The 19834-nt window shown below is 74.8% G+C and carries 14 protein-coding genes; 8 read left to right on the top strand and 6 right to left on the bottom strand.

Going from position 1 to position 19834, the window contains the following annotated elements; translation table 11 throughout:
- Positions 1-543 precede the first annotated feature (543 nt).
- The 6 genes from ACH4TG_RS15530 to ACH4TG_RS15555 all read left to right on the top strand — a co-directional run bounded on the left by ACH4TG_RS15530 (position 544) and on the right by ACH4TG_RS15555 (position 14809).
- A complete protein-coding gene (locus ACH4TG_RS15530; RefSeq protein ID WP_398242788.1) occupies positions 544-3486 on the top strand; it encodes an AAA family ATPase in 2943 nt (980 codons plus the stop codon).
- A 95-nt stretch (positions 3487-3581) separates the two neighbouring features.
- A complete protein-coding gene (locus ACH4TG_RS15535; RefSeq protein WP_398242789.1) occupies positions 3582-3707 on the top strand; it encodes a hypothetical protein in 126 nt (41 codons plus the stop codon).
- A gap of 29 nt (positions 3708-3736) precedes the next feature.
- Complete coding sequence (locus ACH4TG_RS15540) at positions 3737-7030, top strand: S8 family serine peptidase (RefSeq protein ID WP_398242790.1); 3294 nt, start codon at positions 3737-3739, stop codon at positions 7028-7030.
- Positions 7031-7549: 519 nt separating this feature from the next.
- Positions 7550-11572, top strand: coding sequence for a Pls/PosA family non-ribosomal peptide synthetase (locus tag ACH4TG_RS15545; protein WP_398242791.1), 4023 nt, complete (start codon positions 7550-7552; stop codon positions 11570-11572).
- Between the two features lie 77 nt (positions 11573-11649).
- On the top strand, positions 11650-13002 hold the full coding sequence (locus ACH4TG_RS15550; RefSeq protein ID WP_398242793.1) for a M1 family metallopeptidase: 1353 nt from the start codon (positions 11650-11652) through the stop codon (positions 13000-13002).
- A 214-nt stretch (positions 13003-13216) separates the two neighbouring features.
- Positions 13217-14809, top strand: coding sequence for a serine/threonine-protein kinase (locus ACH4TG_RS15555; protein ID WP_398242794.1), 1593 nt, complete (start codon positions 13217-13219; stop codon positions 14807-14809).
- A 104-nt stretch (positions 14810-14913) separates the two neighbouring features.
- Here ACH4TG_RS15555 and ACH4TG_RS15560 read toward each other — a convergent pair whose 3' ends face one another.
- Genes ACH4TG_RS15560 through ACH4TG_RS15570 form a run of 3 tightly spaced genes read right to left on the bottom strand, consistent with a single transcriptional unit; the run spans position 14914 to position 16612 of the window.
- Positions 14914-15297, bottom strand: coding sequence for an Asp23/Gls24 family envelope stress response protein (locus ACH4TG_RS15560; RefSeq protein ID WP_398242796.1), 384 nt, complete (start codon positions 15295-15297; stop codon positions 14914-14916).
- Positions 15294-16055: an Asp23/Gls24 family envelope stress response protein gene (locus ACH4TG_RS15565; RefSeq protein WP_398242797.1), complete on the bottom strand. Its 762-nt coding sequence runs from the start codon at positions 16053-16055 to the stop codon at positions 15294-15296. Before ACH4TG_RS15565 ends, ACH4TG_RS15560 begins: the two co-directional genes overlap by 4 nt.
- On the bottom strand, positions 16046-16612 hold the full coding sequence (locus ACH4TG_RS15570; RefSeq protein ID WP_398243048.1) for an RNA polymerase sigma factor: 567 nt from the start codon (positions 16610-16612) through the stop codon (positions 16046-16048). The genes ACH4TG_RS15565 and ACH4TG_RS15570 overlap by 10 nt, the downstream gene beginning before the upstream one ends.
- A gap of 388 nt (positions 16613-17000) precedes the next feature.
- Between ACH4TG_RS15570 and ACH4TG_RS15575 the strand changes: the two genes are divergently transcribed.
- Entirely contained in the window at positions 17001-17519 is a 519-nt protein-coding gene (locus tag ACH4TG_RS15575; RefSeq protein ID WP_398242798.1) for an Asp23/Gls24 family envelope stress response protein, read from the top strand.
- A gap of 57 nt (positions 17520-17576) precedes the next feature.
- A complete protein-coding gene (locus tag ACH4TG_RS15580; protein WP_398242799.1) occupies positions 17577-17762 on the top strand; it encodes a hypothetical protein in 186 nt (61 codons plus the stop codon).
- 146 nt (positions 17763-17908) lie between these two features.
- Here ACH4TG_RS15580 and ACH4TG_RS15585 read toward each other — a convergent pair whose 3' ends face one another.
- The 3 genes from ACH4TG_RS15585 to ACH4TG_RS15595 form a co-directional block, all read right to left on the bottom strand.
- Positions 17909-18391: a GNAT family N-acetyltransferase gene (locus ACH4TG_RS15585; RefSeq protein WP_398242800.1), complete on the bottom strand. Its 483-nt coding sequence runs from the start codon at positions 18389-18391 to the stop codon at positions 17909-17911.
- Positions 18392-18636: 245 nt separating this feature from the next.
- On the bottom strand, positions 18637-19353 hold the full coding sequence (locus ACH4TG_RS15590) for a DUF4232 domain-containing protein (protein ID WP_398242801.1): 717 nt from the start codon (positions 19351-19353) through the stop codon (positions 18637-18639).
- A gap of 204 nt (positions 19354-19557) precedes the next feature.
- Complete coding sequence (locus tag ACH4TG_RS15595) at positions 19558-19704, bottom strand: hypothetical protein (RefSeq protein ID WP_398242802.1); 147 nt, start codon at positions 19702-19704, stop codon at positions 19558-19560.
- Between the last annotated feature and the right edge of the window lie 130 nt (positions 19705-19834).

Consider the following 19834-nt stretch of genomic DNA (forward strand, 5'->3'; position numbering starts at 1 on the left):
GGGGCCACGAACTGCCCTGGCGGGCATCCGGCATGACGTGATCTCGCCAAGACCGTTCCGCTCCGCATCGGCTGAGGGACCGTCAATATCGCCTGGCAGTGGGCGGATCAGGAGCGGGAGAAGCCCCGGCAAGGCGCCCGGCCGGCGCCGCCCGGGACTCGGCGTCCGGGTCGGTGCGGCCTGGCGACTTTGCGTCGCGTCGTCAAGTCGCCACGCTCGCAGCCGTGTTGACGCCCCTCCTGCTGGCAGCATCGGTGCGCGACCGCCCCCTCGATTCCGGGAGTCCTTGCGTGCTTCTGCGATCCTTCGCGGCCACCGCCGTCCCCGCGGCAAACCCGTCCGCCGCGTCCGGCCCGCCGGCCCGCAGCGCACCGGCCGGTGCACGGCGCCGGTCCCGATGAGGGCGGAGCCCGCTCGGGAGAGGGGACGTTGCCTGCGTCCTCAGGCCGGGAACGCCCACCGAGGAAGCGGCCCCGGATCGCCGACGGCCGAAATACTGCCGGGCTCCGGTGCCGGGCAGCGCGCGGACAGCGAGGGGGCGCAGTGGGCCGGGTGCCGGCGAACGGCAAGCACGGGGCGAACGCCGCACCCGATTTCGTCGGTCGCGACGACGAACTGGCCGCGATCGTCGGCGCCGTCACCGAGGGACCCGCGCTGGTCCTCGTCGAGGGCGAACCGGGGATCGGCAAGACCAGGCTGGTGCGCCGGGCCCTCGACGAACTGCCCGGCCGCACGGTACTGGTGTGCACCTCACCGCCGCTGCGGGAACCGTTCCCGCTCGGCCCGATCGCCGGCGGCCTCCGGCGGCTGTGCGCGGACCGGCTGCCGGACGGGCTGAGCCCGATGGCGGGGGCGCTGCGGCCGCTCTTCCCCGAGTGGTCGGAACTGCTGCCGGCGGCGCTGGAACCGCTCCCCACCGCCGGGGAGACCCGGCACCGGGTGTTCCGGGCGCTGGTCGAACTGCTCGACCGGCTACGGGTGTCGGTGCTCGTGCTGGAGGACGCGCACTGGGCCGACACCGCGACGCTGGAGCTGCTGCTGACGCTGGTCGCGGCCGGGGGGCACTCCCGCTCCCTGGTGGTGACCTACCGGCCGGCGGAGATCGACCCGGTGTCGCCCCTGCTGCGGTTGACGTCGTGGGCACCGGCGGGTCTGCACCGGTTACGCGTCGGGCTGGGGCCGTTGACCGTCGATCAGACCGGCCGGCTCATCGGGTCGATGTTCGGCGCCGACCACGTGTCGACCGAGTTCGCGACGTTCCTGCGGCAGCACACCGACGGGGTCCCGCTGGCCGTCGAGGAGTGCGTGCGGCTGCTCACCGATCGGCGCGACATCGTCCGGCAGGACGGGCAGTGGACCCGCCGGGTGCTCGACGGGCTGGAGGTGCCGGCGACGGTACGAGACTCGGTCCGCGAACGGCTGGCCCGGCTGCGGCCGGAGGGGAGGGTGGTCCTGGAGGCCGCCGCGGTCCTGGGCGTGCCGGCCGGCGCGGTGCTGCTGGGGGACGTGGCCGGGCTCGACGGGGCCGCGTCCCTCGGCGGAGTCGAGGTCGCGCTCTCCTCCGGCCTGCTGCAGGAGACCGAGCCGGGCCGGTTCGCCTTCCGGCACGCCCTGGACGCGCAGGCGGTCGGCGACTCCGTACCGGCGCTGCGCCGGCGGCAGTTGCACGCCGCCGCGACCGCCGCGTACGAGCGGCGGGAGCCGGACGCGCTGGACCGGCTGACCCGGCACTCGCGGGAGGCCGGGGACACCGAGGCGTGGTGCCGGTACGCCGAGGCCGCCACCGACGTCGCGCTGGCCTCCGGTGACGACCGCAACGCGGTGACCCTGCTGCTCCAGTTGCTGGCCGGCCCGCAGTATCCGGTCGAGCGGCGGCAGCGGTACGCCACCCGGCTCGGTGAGGCGGTGTTCTACGGCAGCGCCGCGCTCGGCGACATCGCCGACGAGGTGATCGAGGCGATCCACCAGGTACTCGACGATCCCCGGGCAAGCCGGGGAAACCGGGGCGAACTGCGGCTGCTGCTGGGGCGCATGCTGTGGCGGGCCGGGCGGCAGCGGGCCGCGTTCGGCGAGTTCGAGGCGGCGATCGCCGATCTCGGCGACCGGCCGGACCTGGCCGGGCTGATGATGTGCAACCTGGCGCTGCCGCTGGTCCCGGACTGGCCGGCGGAACGTCACCTCGGCTGGCTCGACCGCGCCGCGGAGCTCGTCGAGCCCACCGGCTCGGGGGAGTTGGCGGTGGCGGTCGGTACCGCCCGCGCCTCGACCCTGCTGCTGCTGGGGCACGCGTCGGCGTGGGCGTCGGTGGCCGCGCTGGACCGGCCGCACCCGGCCGGGGCGCGGGAACTGACCCTGCACGCGACCGGGTTGCTCAACGTGGCCGGGGCATCGCTGTCCTGGGGCCGGTACGAGGAGACCCGCCGGCTGCTGCACGCCGCCGCGGAGTTCATCCCGGACGCCGAGCACCACCGGGTGGCCGAGGGGTTCCGGATCATCGAGGCCACGCTGTGCTGGTACACCGGCCGGTGGGACGGCCTCGCCGCGGAGCTGGCGCGGCCGGCGGGCGCGGACACCACCGAGACGCACGACCGGCTGTTCGCCCGGCTCATCGAGGGGGTGCTGCGGCTGGTCACCGCGCCGGGACCGGACGCCGAGCGGGCGCTGCGCGAGCTCACCGGGCAGCTGTTCGAGCTCGGCATCACCGAGCCGACGGTGCTGCTGCCGTTCGCCGTCCTGGGCCGGGCCGCGCTGGGCGAAGGCGATCCGGAGCGGGCGGTGGCGTGGCTCGCACCGGCGGCCGAACTGGTGGCCGGCAAGGACGTGTGGCTGTGGTACACGGACCTCGCCGCGGTGCACGTCGAGGCTTTGGCACGCGCCGGGTCGCGCGCGGCGGCGGAATCGTTCGCCGGCCGCTTCGCCGCGGCGCTGGACCGCCGGGACGCGCCGGCCCCGGCCGCGGCGCTGCCGGCCTGCCGGGCGGTGCTGGCCGAGACCGCCGGTGACACCGCGGCAGCGGCCGAGGACTACCGGGCCGCCGCCGCGGCGTGGGCCGCGCTCCCCCGGCCGTACGACCGGCTGCTGGCGCTGGAGGGGGCCGGCCGGTGCCTGGTGGCGGGCGGGTCGACGGCGGACGGAATCGAGCTGCTGGGTCAGGCGCAGGCCGGACTGGGGGAACTCGGCGCACGGCGCGACGCGGACCGGGTCGCGCGGCTGCTGCGGCGGTACGGCGCCGACGTGGCCCGCACCTGGCGGCACGGTCAGCGCGGGTACGGGAAGGAGCTGTCGCCGCGCGAACGTGAGGTCCTGGCGTTCGTCGCGCGCGGGATGACCAACCGCGAGGTGGGCGAGGCGCTGTTCCTGTCGCCGCGCACGGTGGGCCGCCACCTCGGCTCGGCGATGCGCAAGCTGCAGGTGACCACCCGTACCGCCGCGGCGATCGCCGCGGCCGAGGCGGGCCTGCTCGGCCCCTCGGGCGCCGCGACCTGACCGGCCGTCACGGCGCCGGGGTGACCCGGCGCAGCCGCGGGATTGGGTCATTTGACCACTCGCGACTCCCGCGCGGCGCCGTGATGCTCTCGGCCATGAGCACCAGTCCAGAGCCCGACGCGGCCGAACCGGAACGCGCGGAACCGGTCCCCGACGACGTCCAGGACCCGCCGTCCGCGGACGAACCGCCGCGGCCCTCCGAACGGTTCGAACCCCTGTGACCACGCTGCCCACCTGGGAGAAGATCGTGATGGCAACCAGATCGAGACGCGGCAGAACCCGCCGCTCCACCCGCACCCTCGTCGCCGGGGTCGTCACGGCCCTGGCCGCGGTGTGCCTGCCGGCGGTCACCGCGTCGGCGGTGCCGGCCGCGGCGCCGACCGCGCGCCCGCAGGTGGAGCCGAAGGTGGAGAGCCAGCTCGCCGCGCACCGCACGACGACGTTCTGGGTCTACCTGAGGAGCACGGCGAAGCTGTCCGACGCCGCCCGCATCACCGACCGCGACCGGCAGGGCGAGGTGGTCGAGAGCCGGCTGAAGGCGACCGCCCACGACAGCCAGGCCGGTCTGGTCGGCCTGCTCGACGCCGCCCACGCCGCGTACCGGTCGTACTGGATCGCCAACACGGTCGAGGTGACCGGCGACGCGGGCCTGCTGCGGCAGATCGAGGCGCTGCCGGAGGTCGGCCGGATCACCGCGGACCGCACGTACGCGCTGCCGAAGGACCGGAAGGCCGCGGCGGTACCCTCCGACGCCGGTGTCGAGTGGGGCGTCGACGCGATCGGCGCGTCGAAGGTGTGGAGCGAGGACCACGCCGCCGGCGCGGGCATGGTGGTCGGCAGCATCGACTCGGGGGTGGAGTACACCCACCCGGCGCTGGTGCACCAGTACCGCGGGAACAACGGGGACGGCACCTTCGACGACAACTACAACTGGTGGGACCCGGCGCGGGTGTGCGGGGTCATCGAGACGTACCCGTGCGACAACATCGGGCACGGCACCCACACCATGGGCATCATGGTCGGCGACGACGGCACCAACCACATCGGTGTGGCACCGAAGGCGAAGTGGATCGCGGCGAAGGGCTGCGAGGTCAGCAGCTGCAGCCAGGGTTCGCTGCTGTCCAGCGGCCAGTTCATGCTCGCGCCGACCGACCTGGACGGCCGCAACCCGCGGCCCGATCTGCGCCCCGACGTGGTCAACAACTCCTGGGGCAGCGGCGACGCGGACACCGACCCGTGGTTCCAGCAGACGGTGCAGGCGTGGGTGGCGGCGGGGATCTTCCCGGTGTTCTCCAACGGCAACGACGGCCCGGTGTGCAACACCGACGCCAACCCGGCGAACCTGGTGGACAGTTACGGGGTCGGCGCGTTCGACTCCGACGGCAACATCGCGTCGTTCTCCAGCCGCGGCCCCTCCGACTTCGACAACGGGCTGATCAAGCCGGACGTGTCGGCGCCGGGCGTGGCGATCCGCTCCGCCTGGCCGGGCAGCACGTACGCGGTGGCCAGCGGCACCTCGATGGCCGCGCCGAGCGTGGCCGGGGCGATCGCTCTGCTGTGGTCGGCCGCGCCGGCGCTCGAGCACGACATCGGCGAGACGCGGCTGCTGCTCGACAAGACCGCCACACACGTCAAGGACCTGTCGTGCGGTGGCACCGCCGAGCTCAACAACGTGTGGGGCAACGGCAAGCTCGACGTGTACGCGGCGGTGCAGGCCGCGCCGCGCGGGGCCGCCGGCGTGCTGACCGGAACCGTGCGCGACGCGGACACCGGGGCTCCGATCGCCGGCGCGTCGGTGCAGCTGAGCAACGCGTCCGGCCAGGTCGGGGTTCCCCACCTCACCGGCGCCGACGGCACGTACCGGATCCCGGCGTCGGCCGGCGGCTACACCGTGTCGGCCGGCGGGCTCGGGTACCGCACCGGCAGCGGGCCGGCGACGGTGACCCAGGACGGGACGTCCGGCCTCGATCTGGCGCTGGACGCGCCGCGCGGGCCCGGCCTCGCCGCGACCCCTAGCGAGCTGGACTTCCCGACCACCGCCGTGGGCACCAGGAGCGACCCGATCACCGTCACGCTCACCAGCACCGGCAACGCGCCGGTGACGGTGCGCCGGCTGCCCGACCACGACGGCAGCTTCGTGCACGCCGGCGGGACGTGCCCCGACACGCCGTTCCAGCTGCCGCGGCTGCAGACCTGCACGGTGCAGTTCGCGTTCCTCCCGACGGCCAAGGGTTCGTCGACCGGCAGCGCCGACGTGACCAGTACCTCGATCCACGACTCGGCGCACCTCACGCTGACCGGTACCGGCACCTCCCGTCCGGCGCGGGCGGCCAGCATCCAGACGCACTCGCTGGAGGACAATCTCGACAACGCGGTCATCGATCCGTCGGGCCGGTACGCGTACTACGCCACGTACAACACCGCGCAGTTGTCCTACGGGTACATCGTGAAGGTCGACCTGCGGACCTTCAAAAGGGTCGGCGTGATCACCGTCAACTACGGGCTGAAGCTGATCACGCGCGGCGTGATGGACCCGGCCGGCCAGTACGCCTACTTCGCCGTCGCGTCCACGCCCAGCCTGGTGCTGCGCATCGACCTGGCCACGTTCAAGGTCACCGGGTCGCTGAAGCTCGCCAACGGAGAGAACAACGTACGGTCGGCGATCATGGATCCGGCCGGGCGGTACGCGTACTTCGGCACCGCGTCCGACCCGTACGCGAGCAAGGTGGTGAAGGTCGACCTGGCCACCTTCACCGAGGTCGGCAAGGCCACTCTCGACCCGGCCGACCAGTACCTCTCCACCGCGGTCGTCTCGCCGGACGGCAGGTACGGCTACTTCGGCACGCTGGACGCGCCGGGCCGGATCCTGAAGGTCGACCTGGAGTCGATGGCCAAGGTCGGCGAACTGACCATGGCGCCCGGGGAGTCGTACCTGCGGACGTCGGTCGTCGACCCGGAGGGCCGGTACGCCTACTTCGGCACCGGTGAGGGCACGGCGGGCAACGTGGTGCGCATCGACCTGTCCACCTTCCAGCGCACCGGGGCCGTCCCGGTCGGCGGAGGCGGCGTGTTCTCCTCCGTGATGGATCCGCACGGCCAGTTCGCCGCCTTCGGGACCCAGAGCATCGCCGGGCACGTGGCGATGATCGACCTCACCACGTTCACCAGGCTCGACACCGCCACGATGAACCTGGGCGAGAACGCGCTGGACTCGGCGGTCATCGACCCGAACGGCGACTACGCCTACTTCGGCACGCACACCACCCCGGGCCGGGTGGTCAAGGTGCGGGTCGGTGTCCGCTACACGCTCCGGGCCGCCCCGACGACCGTACGGGACGCCCCGGCCGCGGAGCTGGCCTGGGCGGGCGCGAGCACCCCGGACGTCGACGTGGTCCGCGACGGCACGGTGATCGCGACCGTACCCAACACCGGCGGTCATCTCGACCGGATCCCCGGCGCGGGCGGCTCCCCGTACAGCTACCAGGTGTGCGACGCGGGATCCGACCGCTGCTCGAACACGGTCACGGTCAGCCTCACACCCTAGGGGTTCGATCACGAGCGGTGCCGCACGAGGGTCCTGACCATGCGAAGACCTCCGGCGCGGTGGGGATGTCGCATCCCCACCGCCCGGAGGTCTTCGCGTCGCGCCGCGGACTCGGCCTGCCGCGGCGGCAGTTCGCCCCGGCGGCCGTCATCGGCGCGTCGTCCCCCGCCTGCTGGGGGGCCACCTGTGCCTGGCGCGGGCGGCTGGCGCGCGGGGCGGGTTCGGCCTGTGGCTCCTGCCCGGAGTGTGTGTTGCGGCACGTTGGGCCGTCTGACGGGGTGTCGGCGCCGGGCCGCCGCGGCTCCGTTCCCCCGCAGGTCAGAGGGGGCGCGCCACCGGTCCGGGGCGTTCCGGGGCCCGGTGCGGGCCCGTCCGGCTCGGGAAGCGCCGCGCGCGGCGGCCACTTAGCATTGGTCGGCTTGGGCTGCTTTGGTACGGATGCGGCGCCCGAAGGGGCCGGCCATCGCGCACCCGGAGCCGGGTGCGGGGCCCCGAAGGGGGACGAGGGACGAGGAGCGCATGAATCTGAAGGTGCAGGGCGATCCGCTGCGGGACGCCGACCTGCTGATGGGCGAACTCGGTGCGGCCGATCTGATCGGCGTGGGCGGGCGGCCCGGGGCGGACGCGCGGACCGGCGTGGACGAGCGGCCGGGCGCGGGCGAGCGGCCCGGCGTGCCGCGTGCCCATTTCGCGGGGCGCCCGGCGGCCGGGGCGCGGACCCTGATGGACGTGCTCCACGCGACCGTGCTCACCCACCCGCAGGAGCCCGCGCTGGACGACGGCCGCACGGCGCTGACCTACCGCGCGCTCGCCGCCGAGGTCGACACGCTGCGGCGCACGCTGGCCGCGGCCGGTATCGGCCCCGGCGACCGGGTGGGCGTCCGGGTGCCGTCGGGCAGCAACGACCTCTACGTGTGCATCCTGGCCGTGCTCGCGGTGGGCGCCGCGTACGTGCCGGTGGACGCCGAGGACCCGGACGAGCGGGCGGAGTTGGTGTTCGGCGAGGCGGGCGTGGCGGCCGTGCTGGGCGCCGGCCGCAGCCTGGCCCCGACCGGCGCCGCCCGCCGCGCCGCGCCCGCCGCCCGGCGCCCCTCCCCCGACGACGACGCGTGGATCATCTTCACCTCGGGCTCCACCGGCCGCCCCAAGGGCGTCGCGGTCACCCACCGCAATGCCGCGGCCTTCGTCGACGCCGAGGCCGCGCTGTTCCTCCAGGAGGAGCCGATCGGTCCTGGCGACCGCGTGATGGCGTCGCTGTCGGTGGCCTTCGACGCGTCCTGCGAGGAGATGTGGCTGGCCTGGCGCAACGGCGCGTGCCTGGTGCCGGTGCCGCGCTCGCAGGTGCGCGGCGGCAGCGACCTGGGCCCGTGGCTGGCCGAGCAGGAGATCACCGTGGTGTCCACGGTGCCCACGCTCGCCGCGCTCTGGCCGCCGGAGGCCCTCAACGAGGTGCGGCTGCTGATCTTCGGCGGCGAGGCGTGCCCGCCCGAGCTGGTCGAGCGCCTGGTCACCGAGGGGCGCGAGGTCTGGAACACCTACGGCCCGACCGAGGCGACCGTGGTCGCCTGCGCGGCGCTGCTGACCGGCGAGGGGCCGGTGCGCATCGGCCTTCCGCTGGACGGCTGGGAGCTGGCCGTGGTGGACGAGGCCGGCGAGCCGGTGCCCATGGGCGGCAGCGGCCAGCTGATCATCGGCGGCGTGGGACTGGCCCGGTACCTGGATGACGCCAAGGACGCGGAGAAGTACGCGCCGCTGGAGTCGCTCGGCTGGCAGCGCGCGTACCGCAGCGGCGACCTGGTGAGGGCCGAACCGGAAGGGCTGCTGTTCCTCGGCCGGGCCGACGAGCAGATCAAGCTCGGCGGGCGGCGGATCGAGCTGGGCGAGGTGGACGCCGCCCTCCAGTCGCTGCCCGGCGTCGCCGGCGCCGCCGCGGCGGTGCGGACGACCCGGCGCGGCAACCAGCTGCTGGTCGGCTACGTGGTGGCCGGCGACGGCTGGGACCGGGCCGCGGCCGTCGCCGCGCTGTCGGCGCGGCTGCCCGCGGCGCTGGTGCCGCTGCTGGCGACCGTGGAGGCACTGCCGACGAGGACTTCCGGCAAGGTGGACCGGGCCGCACTGCCCTGGCCGCTGCCGGAGTCCGCGGGACCGGCCCCCGGCGAGGAGCCCGCCGAACCGCTGCGCGGCACCGAGGCGTGGGTGGCCGAGCAGTGGACCGAGGTCCTGGGCGTACCGGTGATCGAGGCGCGCGACGACTTCTTCGCGATGGGCGGGGGCAGCCTGGCCGCCGCCCAGCTCACCACGCTGCTGCGCACCCGCTTCCCCTCGGTGGCCGTCGTCGACATCTACCAGGCGTCCACCGTGCGCAAGCTGGCACGGATGCTGGACCGCTCGGTACGCGACGAACGGCAGGCCAGGGAGGTCGCGCCGGTGCCGAATCGCGCCAAGGCGGTGCAGCTGCTCGCGCTGCTGCCGCTGTACGCGCTGGTCGGGCTGCGCTGGACGACCGGGCTGCTGGCCCTGGGCAACGTCCTGGCGGCGATCGGCGACTACCCGTGGGCGCCGACCGCCTCCTGGTGGCTGGTCGGCGCCGCGGCCCTGATCCTCTTCAGCCCGCCCGGCCGGCTGGCGCTGGCCGCCGCCGGGGCCCGGCTGCTGCTGCGCGGGCTGGAGCCGGGCAGCTACCCGCGCGGCGGCGGCGTCCATCTGCGGCTGTGGGCCGCCGAGCGCCTGGCCGACGCCACCGGCGCGACGGCGCTGTCCGGCGCGTGGCTGATCCGCTACGGCCGGGCGCTGGGCGCCCGGATCGGCCCGGACGTGGACCTGCACTCGCTGCCTCCCGTCACGGGCCTGCTCAAGCTCGGCCGGGGCTGCGCGATCGAGGCCGAGGTCGACCTCAGCGGCTACTGGCTCGACGGCGACCGGCTGGAGGTCGGCCCGGTGAAGGTCGGCTCGGGTGCCGTGGTCGGCACCCGCAGCACCCTGCTGCCCGGCACGCGGATAGGGAAGCGGGCGCAGATCGTCGCCGGGTCCAGCGTGACGGGCCAGGTGCCCACCGGGCAGCGCTGGGCCGGCGCGCCCGCGGTCAAGGTGGGCCGGGCCGAGCGGCGCTGGCCCAAGCAGCGCCCGGCCCGCAGGGCACGGTGGGCGGCGGCGTACGGCACCAGCGCGGTGGGACTGACGCTGCTCCCGCCGGCCGCCGCCGTCGCGGCGCTGGCCGTGGCCGGCGCCCTGGTGCCCACCGGCAGCGGCCTGGCGGACGCGGTCCGCGGCGCGCTCATCGCCCTGGTGCCCGCCACCCTGGCGTTCGGCCTGACGTACGCGGCGCTGCTGCTGGCCGCCGTCCGGCTGCTGAGCCTGCGCCTGAGCCCCGGCTGGCACCCCCTGCACAGCCGGGTGGGCTGGCAGTCCTGGACGGTGATCCAGCTCATGGACACCGCCCGCGACCGGCTGTTCCCGCTGTACGCGGGCCTGATCACCCCGGTGTGGCTGCGCGCGCTGGGCATGAAGGTCGGCAGCGGCGCCGAGGTCTCCACGGTGCTGGCGATGCCCAGCCTCACCACCGTCGGCGACGGCGCCTTCCTCGCCGACGACGTCCTGGTCGCCCCGTACCAGCTGGGCGGCGGCTGGCTGCGGATCGGCCCGGCCGAGATCGGCGAGCGGGCGTTCCTCGGCAACTCCGGTATGACCGCGCCGGGGCGCGCCGTCCCGGACCGCGGGCTGGTGGGGGTGCTGTCGGCCACGCCGAAGAAGGCCAAGGAGGGCCGCTCCTACCTCGGGATGCCGCCGGTGCGGCTACCGCGGACCGCGGACGACGGGGACCAGAGCCTGACGTACGCGCCGCCCGCCCGCCTGGTGTGGGCGCGGGCGCTGGTCGAGGTCTGCCGGCTGGTGCCGGTGCTGTGCTCGGCAGCGCTGGCCGTCCTGGTCCTGGCGGCGCTGGCGCGGCTGGCGCAGGACGGGATCCTGGTCGCGGCGCTGCTGTCGGGGCCGCTGCTGCTGGCCGCGGGCGGCGTGGCCGCCGTGGTGTCGATCGCCGCGAAGTGGCTGCTGGCCGGCCGCTTCCGGGCGGTGGAACGCCCGCTGTGGAGCGGCTTCGTGTGGCGCAACGAGCTGGCCGACACCTTCGTGGAGGTGCTCGCGGTGCCGTGGCTGGTCGGGGCGGTACCGGGTACGCCCGTGATGAACCTGTGGCTGCGGGGGCTGGGCGCGAGGATCGGCCGGGGCGTGTGGTGCGAGAGCTACTGGCTGCCCGAGGCGGACCTGGTCACCCTCGAGGACGGGGTGAGCGTCAACCGCGGATGCGTCCTGCAGACCCACCTGTTCCACGACCGGATCATGCGGATGGATACGGTGGTGCTCCGCGCGGGGGCGACGCTCGGTCCCGGTGGCATCGTGCTGCCCGGCAGCGAGGTCGGGGCCCGGAGCACGCTGGGTCCCGCGTCGCTGGTGATGCGGGCGGAGTCCATCCCCGCGGACAGCCGCTGGCTGGGCAATCCGGCCGAGGCGTGGCACGACGAGGAGCCGCGGCGGGAAGGGACATGACCAGGGGCCGGTGACGGTGACGGGACGCGGTTCGTGTGCGGCGCCGCGTCCGGCGAACACGAGGGAGCGAGGGACTGGTGACCCAGAAGCGAACGGCGGCGCCGGAGGCGGACCCGTACTTCCCCGCCCACGGCGACACCCGCTACCGGGTCCACCGCTACGAACTGGCCCTGGACTACCGGCCCGCGTCCAACCGGTTGCGGGGCACGGCCAGGCTCAGCGCGGTGGCCGGCGGCGCGGCGCTGCGCGAGTTCGCCCTCGATCTGGCCGGCTTCCGGCTCCAGCGGGTCGTCGTCGACGGCCGGGCCGCGCACTACACGCACCGCGCGGGACGGCTGCGGGTCCGTCCCGCGAAGGCCGTCGAGGCGGGTGCGGCCTTCACCGTCGAGGTGCACTACACCGGCAATCCGCAGCCCCTCACCAGCCAGTGGGGCGGCCTGGGCTGGGAGGAGCTCACCGACGGCGCCCTGGTCGCCAGCCAGCCGATCGGCGCGCCCTCGTGGTACCCGTGCAACGACCGGCCGGCGGACAAGGCGTCGTACCAGATCTCGGTCACCGCCCCGTCGGTGTACACCGTGGTCGTCAGCGGCAGGCTGCTGTCCAGGACCACCCGGGCCAGCAGCACCACCTGGGTCTACGAGCAGGCGGCGCCCACCTCGACGTATCTGGTGTCCGTCTCGATCGGCCGCTACGAGCCGGTGCAACTGGTGGGCGGCAGCTCGGTGTTCGCCCCGCGCCGCCCCGTGCCGCAGACCGGGTACGTGCCGGCCGCGCTGCGCCGCGAGTTCGCCGTCGACTTCGGGCGGCAGACCCGCATGATGGACTTCTTCGAGGACGTCTTCGGGCCGTACCCGTTCGACGAGTACACGGTGGTGGTGGCCGACGAGGAGCTGGACGTGCCGGTCGAGGCGCAGGGGCTGGCCACCTTCGGCAGCAACCACCTGGGCGGGCAACGGCGTTCGGAGCGGCTGGTCGCCCATGAGCTGGCCCACCAGTGGTTCGGCAACAGCCTCTCGATCGGGGACTGGCGGCACATCTGGCTCAACGAGGGCTTCGCCAAGTACGCGGAATGGCTGTGGTCCGAGCACAGCGGCGGCCCGAGTGCCGCGACGCACGCCGCCAACGCGCACGCGTACCTGGCCCGGCTCCGGCAGGACCTGACGCTCGGCGACCCGGGCCGCCGGCTGATGTTCGACGACCGGCTCTACCAGCGCGGCGGTCTGGCGGTCCACGCGCTGCGCCAGGCGCTGGGCGAGGGCGCGTTCTTCCGCATGCTGCGGGGCTGGACGGCCGTGCACCGCCACGGTGTGGTGACCACGGCCCGGCTCGCCGCGCACGCCGCCCAGTACGCCTCCCGCCCCCTGGCCCCGGTCCTCGACGCCTGGGTCCACCAGCCCGCCCTCCCCCCGCTCGCCGAACCGGACGCCTGAATCGGGCTCCCGTCCTTCTGCGCGCCCCAACTCCCTTTGCGGGCAGGCGCGGAGAACGGTGCCGCTTGGGAGTGAAGGCGTCGTGGTGGTCGGTGCCGGTGCGGCGAAGAATCCCCGGCATCCGCCCGATGGCGACGTCCGCGGGTCTAGCCTGGTGCGACGCCCGGCGCGTGGGGACCGCGCGCGCGGCAGACGGCGGGAGCAAGGGGGAGCGATGCCGCACGACGCCGGGGAAGGGCGGATCGTCGCCGGTCGGTACCGGCTGGCCGAGCAGCTCGGCTCGGGCGGGTTCGGAACCGTCTGGCGGGCCCGCGACCAGGAGACGGGCACCGACGTCGCGCTCAAGGAGATCTTCCTGCCGCCGTCCTCGTCCGGGGAGCGCGCCAGGTGGCTGGCGCGGGCCGAACGCGAGGCCCGGCACGCGGTGGAGCTCCGGGCGCATCCCAACGTCCTCGCGGTGCACGGCGTGATCGTCGAGGACGGCACGCCCTGGATCCTGATGGAGCTGGTGGCGGGGCGGTCGCTCGCCCAGTACCTGGACCAGCGGGGGGCGTTGCCGCCGGAACAGGTCGCGGCGATCGCCGCAGGACTGCTCGCCGGCCTCGACGCCGCGCACACGGCCGGGATCGTGCACCGCGACATCAAGCCGTCGAACGTGATGCTGACCGATGACGGGCGGGTCCTGCTGGCGGACTTCGGCATCGCGACCCGGGCCACCGACACGGCGCTCACCAGCACCGGCACCTTCCTCGGCTCCGCCGAGTACACCGCGCCCGAGCGGGCCCGGGGCGAGGACGGCAACGCCGCGAGCGACCTCTTCTCGCTCGGAGTGACGCTGTACCAGGCGGCCGAGGGCGTCTCGCCGTTCCGCCGCGAACTGGCCATGGGCGCGCTGTACGCGGTCGTCAACGAGGAGCCGCCGCCCATGGTCCGGGCGGGGGCGCTGGCCCCGCTGATCACCCGGCTGCTCGACAAGGACCCGTCGCGGCGCCCCACCGCGGCGCAGGCCCTCGCCGCCCTGGACGGCACCCGGACCGCCGCCACCACCGTGCCTCCCACGCCGACGCTGCGGGCCCAACTCCCCGGCGCCGACGAGGCCGTGACGGAGACGGCCACCCCGGCCGCACCCGGCCCTTCCCCGGCGGCCGCACGGCGCCGCAGGTACGCGGCGGGTGGCGCGGCGGCCGTCGTCCTCGTGGCCGTCGTCGCCCTGGTCGTGGGCTTCCTGACCGACGGCGGCGCTTCCGGCACGGACGGGGCGTCGTCCCCGCCGGGTCCCTCCTCCGCCCTCACCACCACGCCCCCGCCGCCCACGACGCCGCCCACGACGCAGCCGACGACGACGCCCCCGACCACCGCGGAGCCGACGACCCAGGCACCGACCAGCCGGGCGGCGGTACCGCTGAGCAGCCTGTCCAAGCCCTGTGACGCGCCGAGCACTTCGGTCCGCGAGCGCTTCGCCATGCAGGGTGCGGACCACGTGGTGAACAAGAAGACCATGCGGCAGTGCACCTGGCCCGGGCACTACCGCGGCGTCAGCCTCGGCATCGTGCTCCAGTACCTCACGGCCGCCACCGTGCACGACTGGGTCGGGACCGCCTCGCCGGTCTCCGTCCGCGGCCTGTCGGGAACCATGGAGCACATCGGCACGGCCTCCGGCGGCGACGCCGACAGCTGCGCCATCTGGTGGCCGACGTCCTTCGGCTCCATCGGCGTGATCATGGTCGCCCCGAAGAGCGACTCGGCGACCGCCTGCACCGACGCGGAGAGCTTCGTCACCGCCGCGGCCCCCGACCTGCCGCGCTGAACCGGCCGCGCCCGCACGGCCGTTCGGGGGCCACGCGTGGGGGGGGCGGGTCGTCCAGGCGACGGTCAGCTCGTCCGGGCGAGGTCAGATCGTCCGGGGCGAGGTCAGATCGTCTGGGCGACCGTCACCTTGACCCCGGGTGCCCGGAGCGCGCCCGGCACGGCGGCCCGCGCCGCCGCGGTGACCGCGGTCTCGACGGCGCGCGCGACGTCCAGTGCGCGACGGTCGCGGCGGACGACGACCTGCACGTGGATCTCCCAAGAGCCGCCCCGGCCCTTGCGGTTGACGCCGACCCCGGCCGGCGGTCCGCCGCCGGCGCGGACCTCCCGCGACCGGCCCGCGCCGCGCAGGGCGTCGGCGATGCCGGGGCGCAGGAACGCGACGCCCGGTACCTCCAGGGCGGCGCGGGCGGCGGCCTCCCCCAGGGCGCGGCGCGTGGACGCGTCCGTCGCCGGGCCCCGGCCCGCGCGGTTCCGGTCGTCCGTCACGACTCCTCCTCTCCGGCGTCCTCGGTCCGGCCGCGGTCACCGGTCGCCGGTGCGGGCGGCGCGTCCGTGGCGGCGCTGCCGTGGATCTCATGGATCTTGTCGATACCGTCGATACCGGTGCTGTAGGTGCTGTCGTCGACGCCGGCGATGCCGGTGATATCGGTGATATCGGTGATCGTGACGTCGATGGCGGCGACGGGCATGCCGAGTGCGAGGTCCGCGGCGGCGTGGACGCGCCGCCGGATCTCGTCGGCCAGGGCCTGCAGATCGGCGGTCCAGGGCGTGACGACCTCCAGCCGTACGGAGACGGGACCGCGGCCGGGTCCGTCCTGGCGGCCCGTGCCCGCGGGCGCGATGCGGCACGAGCCCGCTCGGACGCCGGGCAGGGCGTCGGCCGCCGCGCGCAGCGTCCTGGCGGCGGTCGCCTCCAGCACCCACAGGTCCTCGTCGGGCTCCCCGAGCGGCAGGGGCCTTCCCGGGCGCAGTTCGAGCCTGACCACGTCCATGACGCGGTCGGCGAGCGTCGACGCGTCGGGATCCGTGCTCCCGGTGCCGCCGGCAGCCCGCACCACCTCGCCGAGCCGGGTCAGTTGGCGCAGCGCCTCGCCGCAGTGCGGGCACGACGCCATGTGCGGGTCCTCGGTGCCGGACTCGCCGGCGTCCCACACCTCGGAGAGCAACCGGCCGCAGGGCAACCGCTCGTCGTCGCCCGGGTCCGGGCCGGGGGTGGGCATGTCCGCGCCGGGGTTCATCGCCATGCGGTCATCGCCTCCGTCAGGCAGCGTCGGGCGCGGAACACGCGGGCGCGGGCGGCATCGGCGGCGATCCCGACCATCTCCGCGATCTCCTCGTAGGGCAGGCCGTCCCGTTCCCTCAGAATCCAGCAGACCCGCTGCTCGGCGGAGAGCAGCGCCAGTGCCCGGGCCAGTTCCCGGGCCGCTGCGTGGGACTCCGCCGCGCGGACCGGGGACGACGAGTGCTCCGGTGCCGCGGGCTCCGGGACCTCGGACAGGTCGGCCACCGGGCGGCGGGCCCGGAGGATGTTCAGGCAGCGGTTGGTGACGATGCGGTGCATCCATGTGCCGAACGCGGCCTCGCCCCGGAACTCCGGAAGGCGGCGCCAGGCGCCGAGGAACGCGTCCTGCACCGCGTCCTCCGCCTCGGCCGGATCGCCGAGCAGCCGTGCCGCCAGCCGGAGCAGACCGGCCGCGTGCCTGCGGATGAGGACTTCGAAGGCCTCCTCGTCCCCCTCCGCGGCGCGCACCACCAGCAGCGGCTCCACCGCATCACCGCGCTCCGCGCCGGGCGCCGGCATCGCTCGCGTGGCCCCTGGCACGCAGATCCCCCTTCGCTCGTCCTCATGGCTTGGACACGGCGCACCAGCGGATGTGACGCCGCCGTCCGCCGTCCCCTCCGGCCCGGGCCCACCTGGTCATGGAGGACCGGTCCGGTGCCACCCGGCTCGGCACGCGCGCGAGCCGCCAGGTACCTCCTGTTCCGCCGCGCCGTCCTCAATCCGGGATCGCGGTGCGAGTCGTGCCCGGCCGGGCCGATCGTGCCGGCGGGAGCCGTAGGGGCAGGCGCGCGGGCGGGTGCGCGGGCAGGCGCGCGAAAAAATCTCCGGCCGGTGCGTCACACGGGGCCGCCTCGCCGTGTCCAACTCCCGCAGGCAACGCTGGAAGAGGACGACTCGGAGGTTCGCGATGGCGGCTCAGCAGATGGAGACCGAGACCCGGAAGGGCGCGGCCAACGGCGCGGCGCGGGGTGCGGGGGCCGACCGTTCGGTGGCGGGTGCGACCACGGTGGTGGGGGGATCGGCCGGTGCCGACAAGCCGGCCGCGACGCGCGGGCGCACGTCGATCGCCGACGTCGTGGTGGTCAAGATCGCCGGGATGGCCGCCCGGGAGATCCCCGGCGTGTACGACATGGGCGGCGGGCTGGCCCGGACGATCGGCGCGGTCCGCGACCGTGTTCCCGGCGGCCGCCCCAACGTGGGCCGCGGCGTCAAGGTCGAGGTCGGGGAGCGCCAGACCGCCATCGACCTGGACATCGTGGTGGAGTACGGCGTGCCCATCACCGACGTCGCCCGCGACGTGCGGGAGAACGTGATCGCCGCGGTGGAGCGCATCTCGGGCCTGGAGGTCGTCGAGGTCAACGTCGCCGTCAACGACGTCCATCTGCCCGACGACGATGACGACTCCGGCGAGTCGCGCGTGGAGTGACGTCCCGTCCCCTCCCCCAATTCCCCTCGTGTACCCGTGATGTGAGCGAGGACCGCGATGAGCAGAGCAGCACTGGGCCTGCTGGTGGGCATGGCCCTGGCGTTCGCCGGCTGGTTCGGGGGGTTCGGCGCGTTCCTCCTGGTCGCCTCGCTCGGCGCCGCCGGAGCGGCCGTCGGCCGGCTGATCGACACCGGCGTCGACTGGCGCGAGTTCCTCTCGCCCGGCGACCGCAGAACACGCTGACCCCCGCGCCGCCGCCCGGCTCGCACCCCCCGAAGAACACCTCCCCGTGCAGGAGCAGCCCGGCCGGCGGCCCGGGAGACGTGAGTGTCGGTGGTCGGACCCGCGGAGCGTGAGCGGTTCCGGCCGGGGGTCGGTTGGGTGCGGGATCACAGCTCCCGGAAGTACACGGCCGCGGGCACCTTGACGCAGCCGAGGCTCTCGTACAGCGCTCTGGCCGGGGCGTGGAACTCGTCGCCGCCGGTGCCGATCTCGACGTAGACGGCGCCGCGCGCCCGCATCGTGCCGAAGGCGTGTTCGCAGAGCGCGGTGCCCAGGTGGCGGCCGCGGTGGTGTGCGGCGACGGCCAGGATCGTGATGCGCCCGTGCTCGCGGGAGTGGTCGATCTCCCACCCCGCGTAGCCCGCGATCTCACCGTCGACGTCCGCGACGGCGACGTACTTGTCGCGCTCCGGGTCGTGCAGGGTGGCGAGGAGGGCGTGGTAGTCCTCGCGCCACCCGCCGTGCTGCCGCGTGAAGACGGCCTCGCCGGCCAGAGGCCGGAAGAACTCCTCGTAGAACGGCCCGAACGTGTCGAGGGTGAGCTCGATGAGCCGCGCGCGGTCCCGCGGCTCGAGGGTGCGAATGAGCATGGAAATGCGCCTCTCGCTGAGGGTCGACAACCTGGGGAACGGGCATCGACGGGCTCACTCGCGCCGAAGGTGAACGGCGGGGAGCCCTCAGTCGCGGGTACGCCGGGCTGCGAAGCATTCCATGCCCGCCACGCTAGCCCAGCCCCTCCGAGGCGCGCAGTGCTCTGCGCACGCCTACGGGTTCCGGCCCGGCTCCGGTGCGGCGGGGCACACTCCGTGGGGACACCGCGCAGCCGCCGGTGGGCTCACTTGCCGAAGCCGACGTGGTAGCCGACGGGGTCGACGTAGACGTCGGGCGCGTTGCCGCCGGAGGCCGGGACGGTGATGTCCTGGTGGCCGAGGTTCACGATCTCCGAGACGGTCTCGTTCGGCGGGGTGACGGAGAGCCTGGTGTAGGTCTTGCCGGAGCCGCTGGTGTCCGGGAGGTAGCGGAGCAGGAAGCGGGTCTCCTCGCCGGGCGCGAGGGTGACGGTGGACGCGGAGGCGTCGGTGCGTGCGGCGTCGGGACCGGTGTCGCCGAGGCCGTCGGGGCCCACCAGTTGGACGCCGGGGAAGCCGTGCATGCTGCACGTGCCGGAACCGGTGTTCTTCAGGTTGACGACGATCTCGTTCGTGACTCCCGCGGAGGCGGCGCTGAAACCGAGGGCGTCGGTCCTGCACATCGCTCCCGACGCCCTGGACGGGATCGGGACGGCGGACCGGCCACCGGTGCCGGAGCCGGTGCCGGACCCGGTGGATGAACCGTTGGCGGACCCGTTCGCGGAGCCGCTGGCCGACCCGGTGGAGGAGCCGGACGCGGAGGAATCGGAGGTCGGGCTCTGGCCGCCGGTGGAGCTGCTCGCGGCAACCGGCGCACTGCTGTCGGCAGCCGCGCTCGATCCCTTGCTGCCGTTGCACGCGGTCAACGAGAGGCCGGCAGCGGTCACGACGAGGGCGAGGGCGGGGATCTTCTTGAGGCGCATCGGTACTCCGGCGAAGTGGTGTCGTCCGGCTCACTCGGGCTGAGCGGACCGTGATCGTCTTCTGGGACACCCGCTTCCCGGCGGCCAGTTGCGGCCGGAGTTCACTCAAGACGCCTCTGTGACATGTGAGTCGACGGGCCGTGACAGAGATCGACATGCTGCGGGCTGCCGTCGACGCGCGGGCGCCCGCGCAGGAACGCCTGCTCAGCCGTGCTGGGCGGCACGGAACTGCGGCAGCCAGACGGGGTTCTCGCCCGGCGTGCTGCCGGGCGCGGGCAGCGGCGGGTTCTGGTACGGGAACTTCAGCGTCAGCACCGTGCCGATGAGGTCGAGGTCGACGAGGGCCCGCACCCCGACGCCAGGGCCGCCGCGGCGGCGCCCCCGGACAGCCCGAGCAACCTGCGGCGCGACACCGCACCGCCCTCCCCCGGTCCCGTGACCGGACCCGCGCCGCCCATCGTCGAAGCCACCCGTTCCCTCT

Origin of the sequence: Streptomyces sp. NPDC020917 (assembly GCF_044333795.1) — a bacterium.
GTDB lineage: Bacteria > Actinomycetota > Actinomycetes > Streptomycetales > Streptomycetaceae > Actinacidiphila.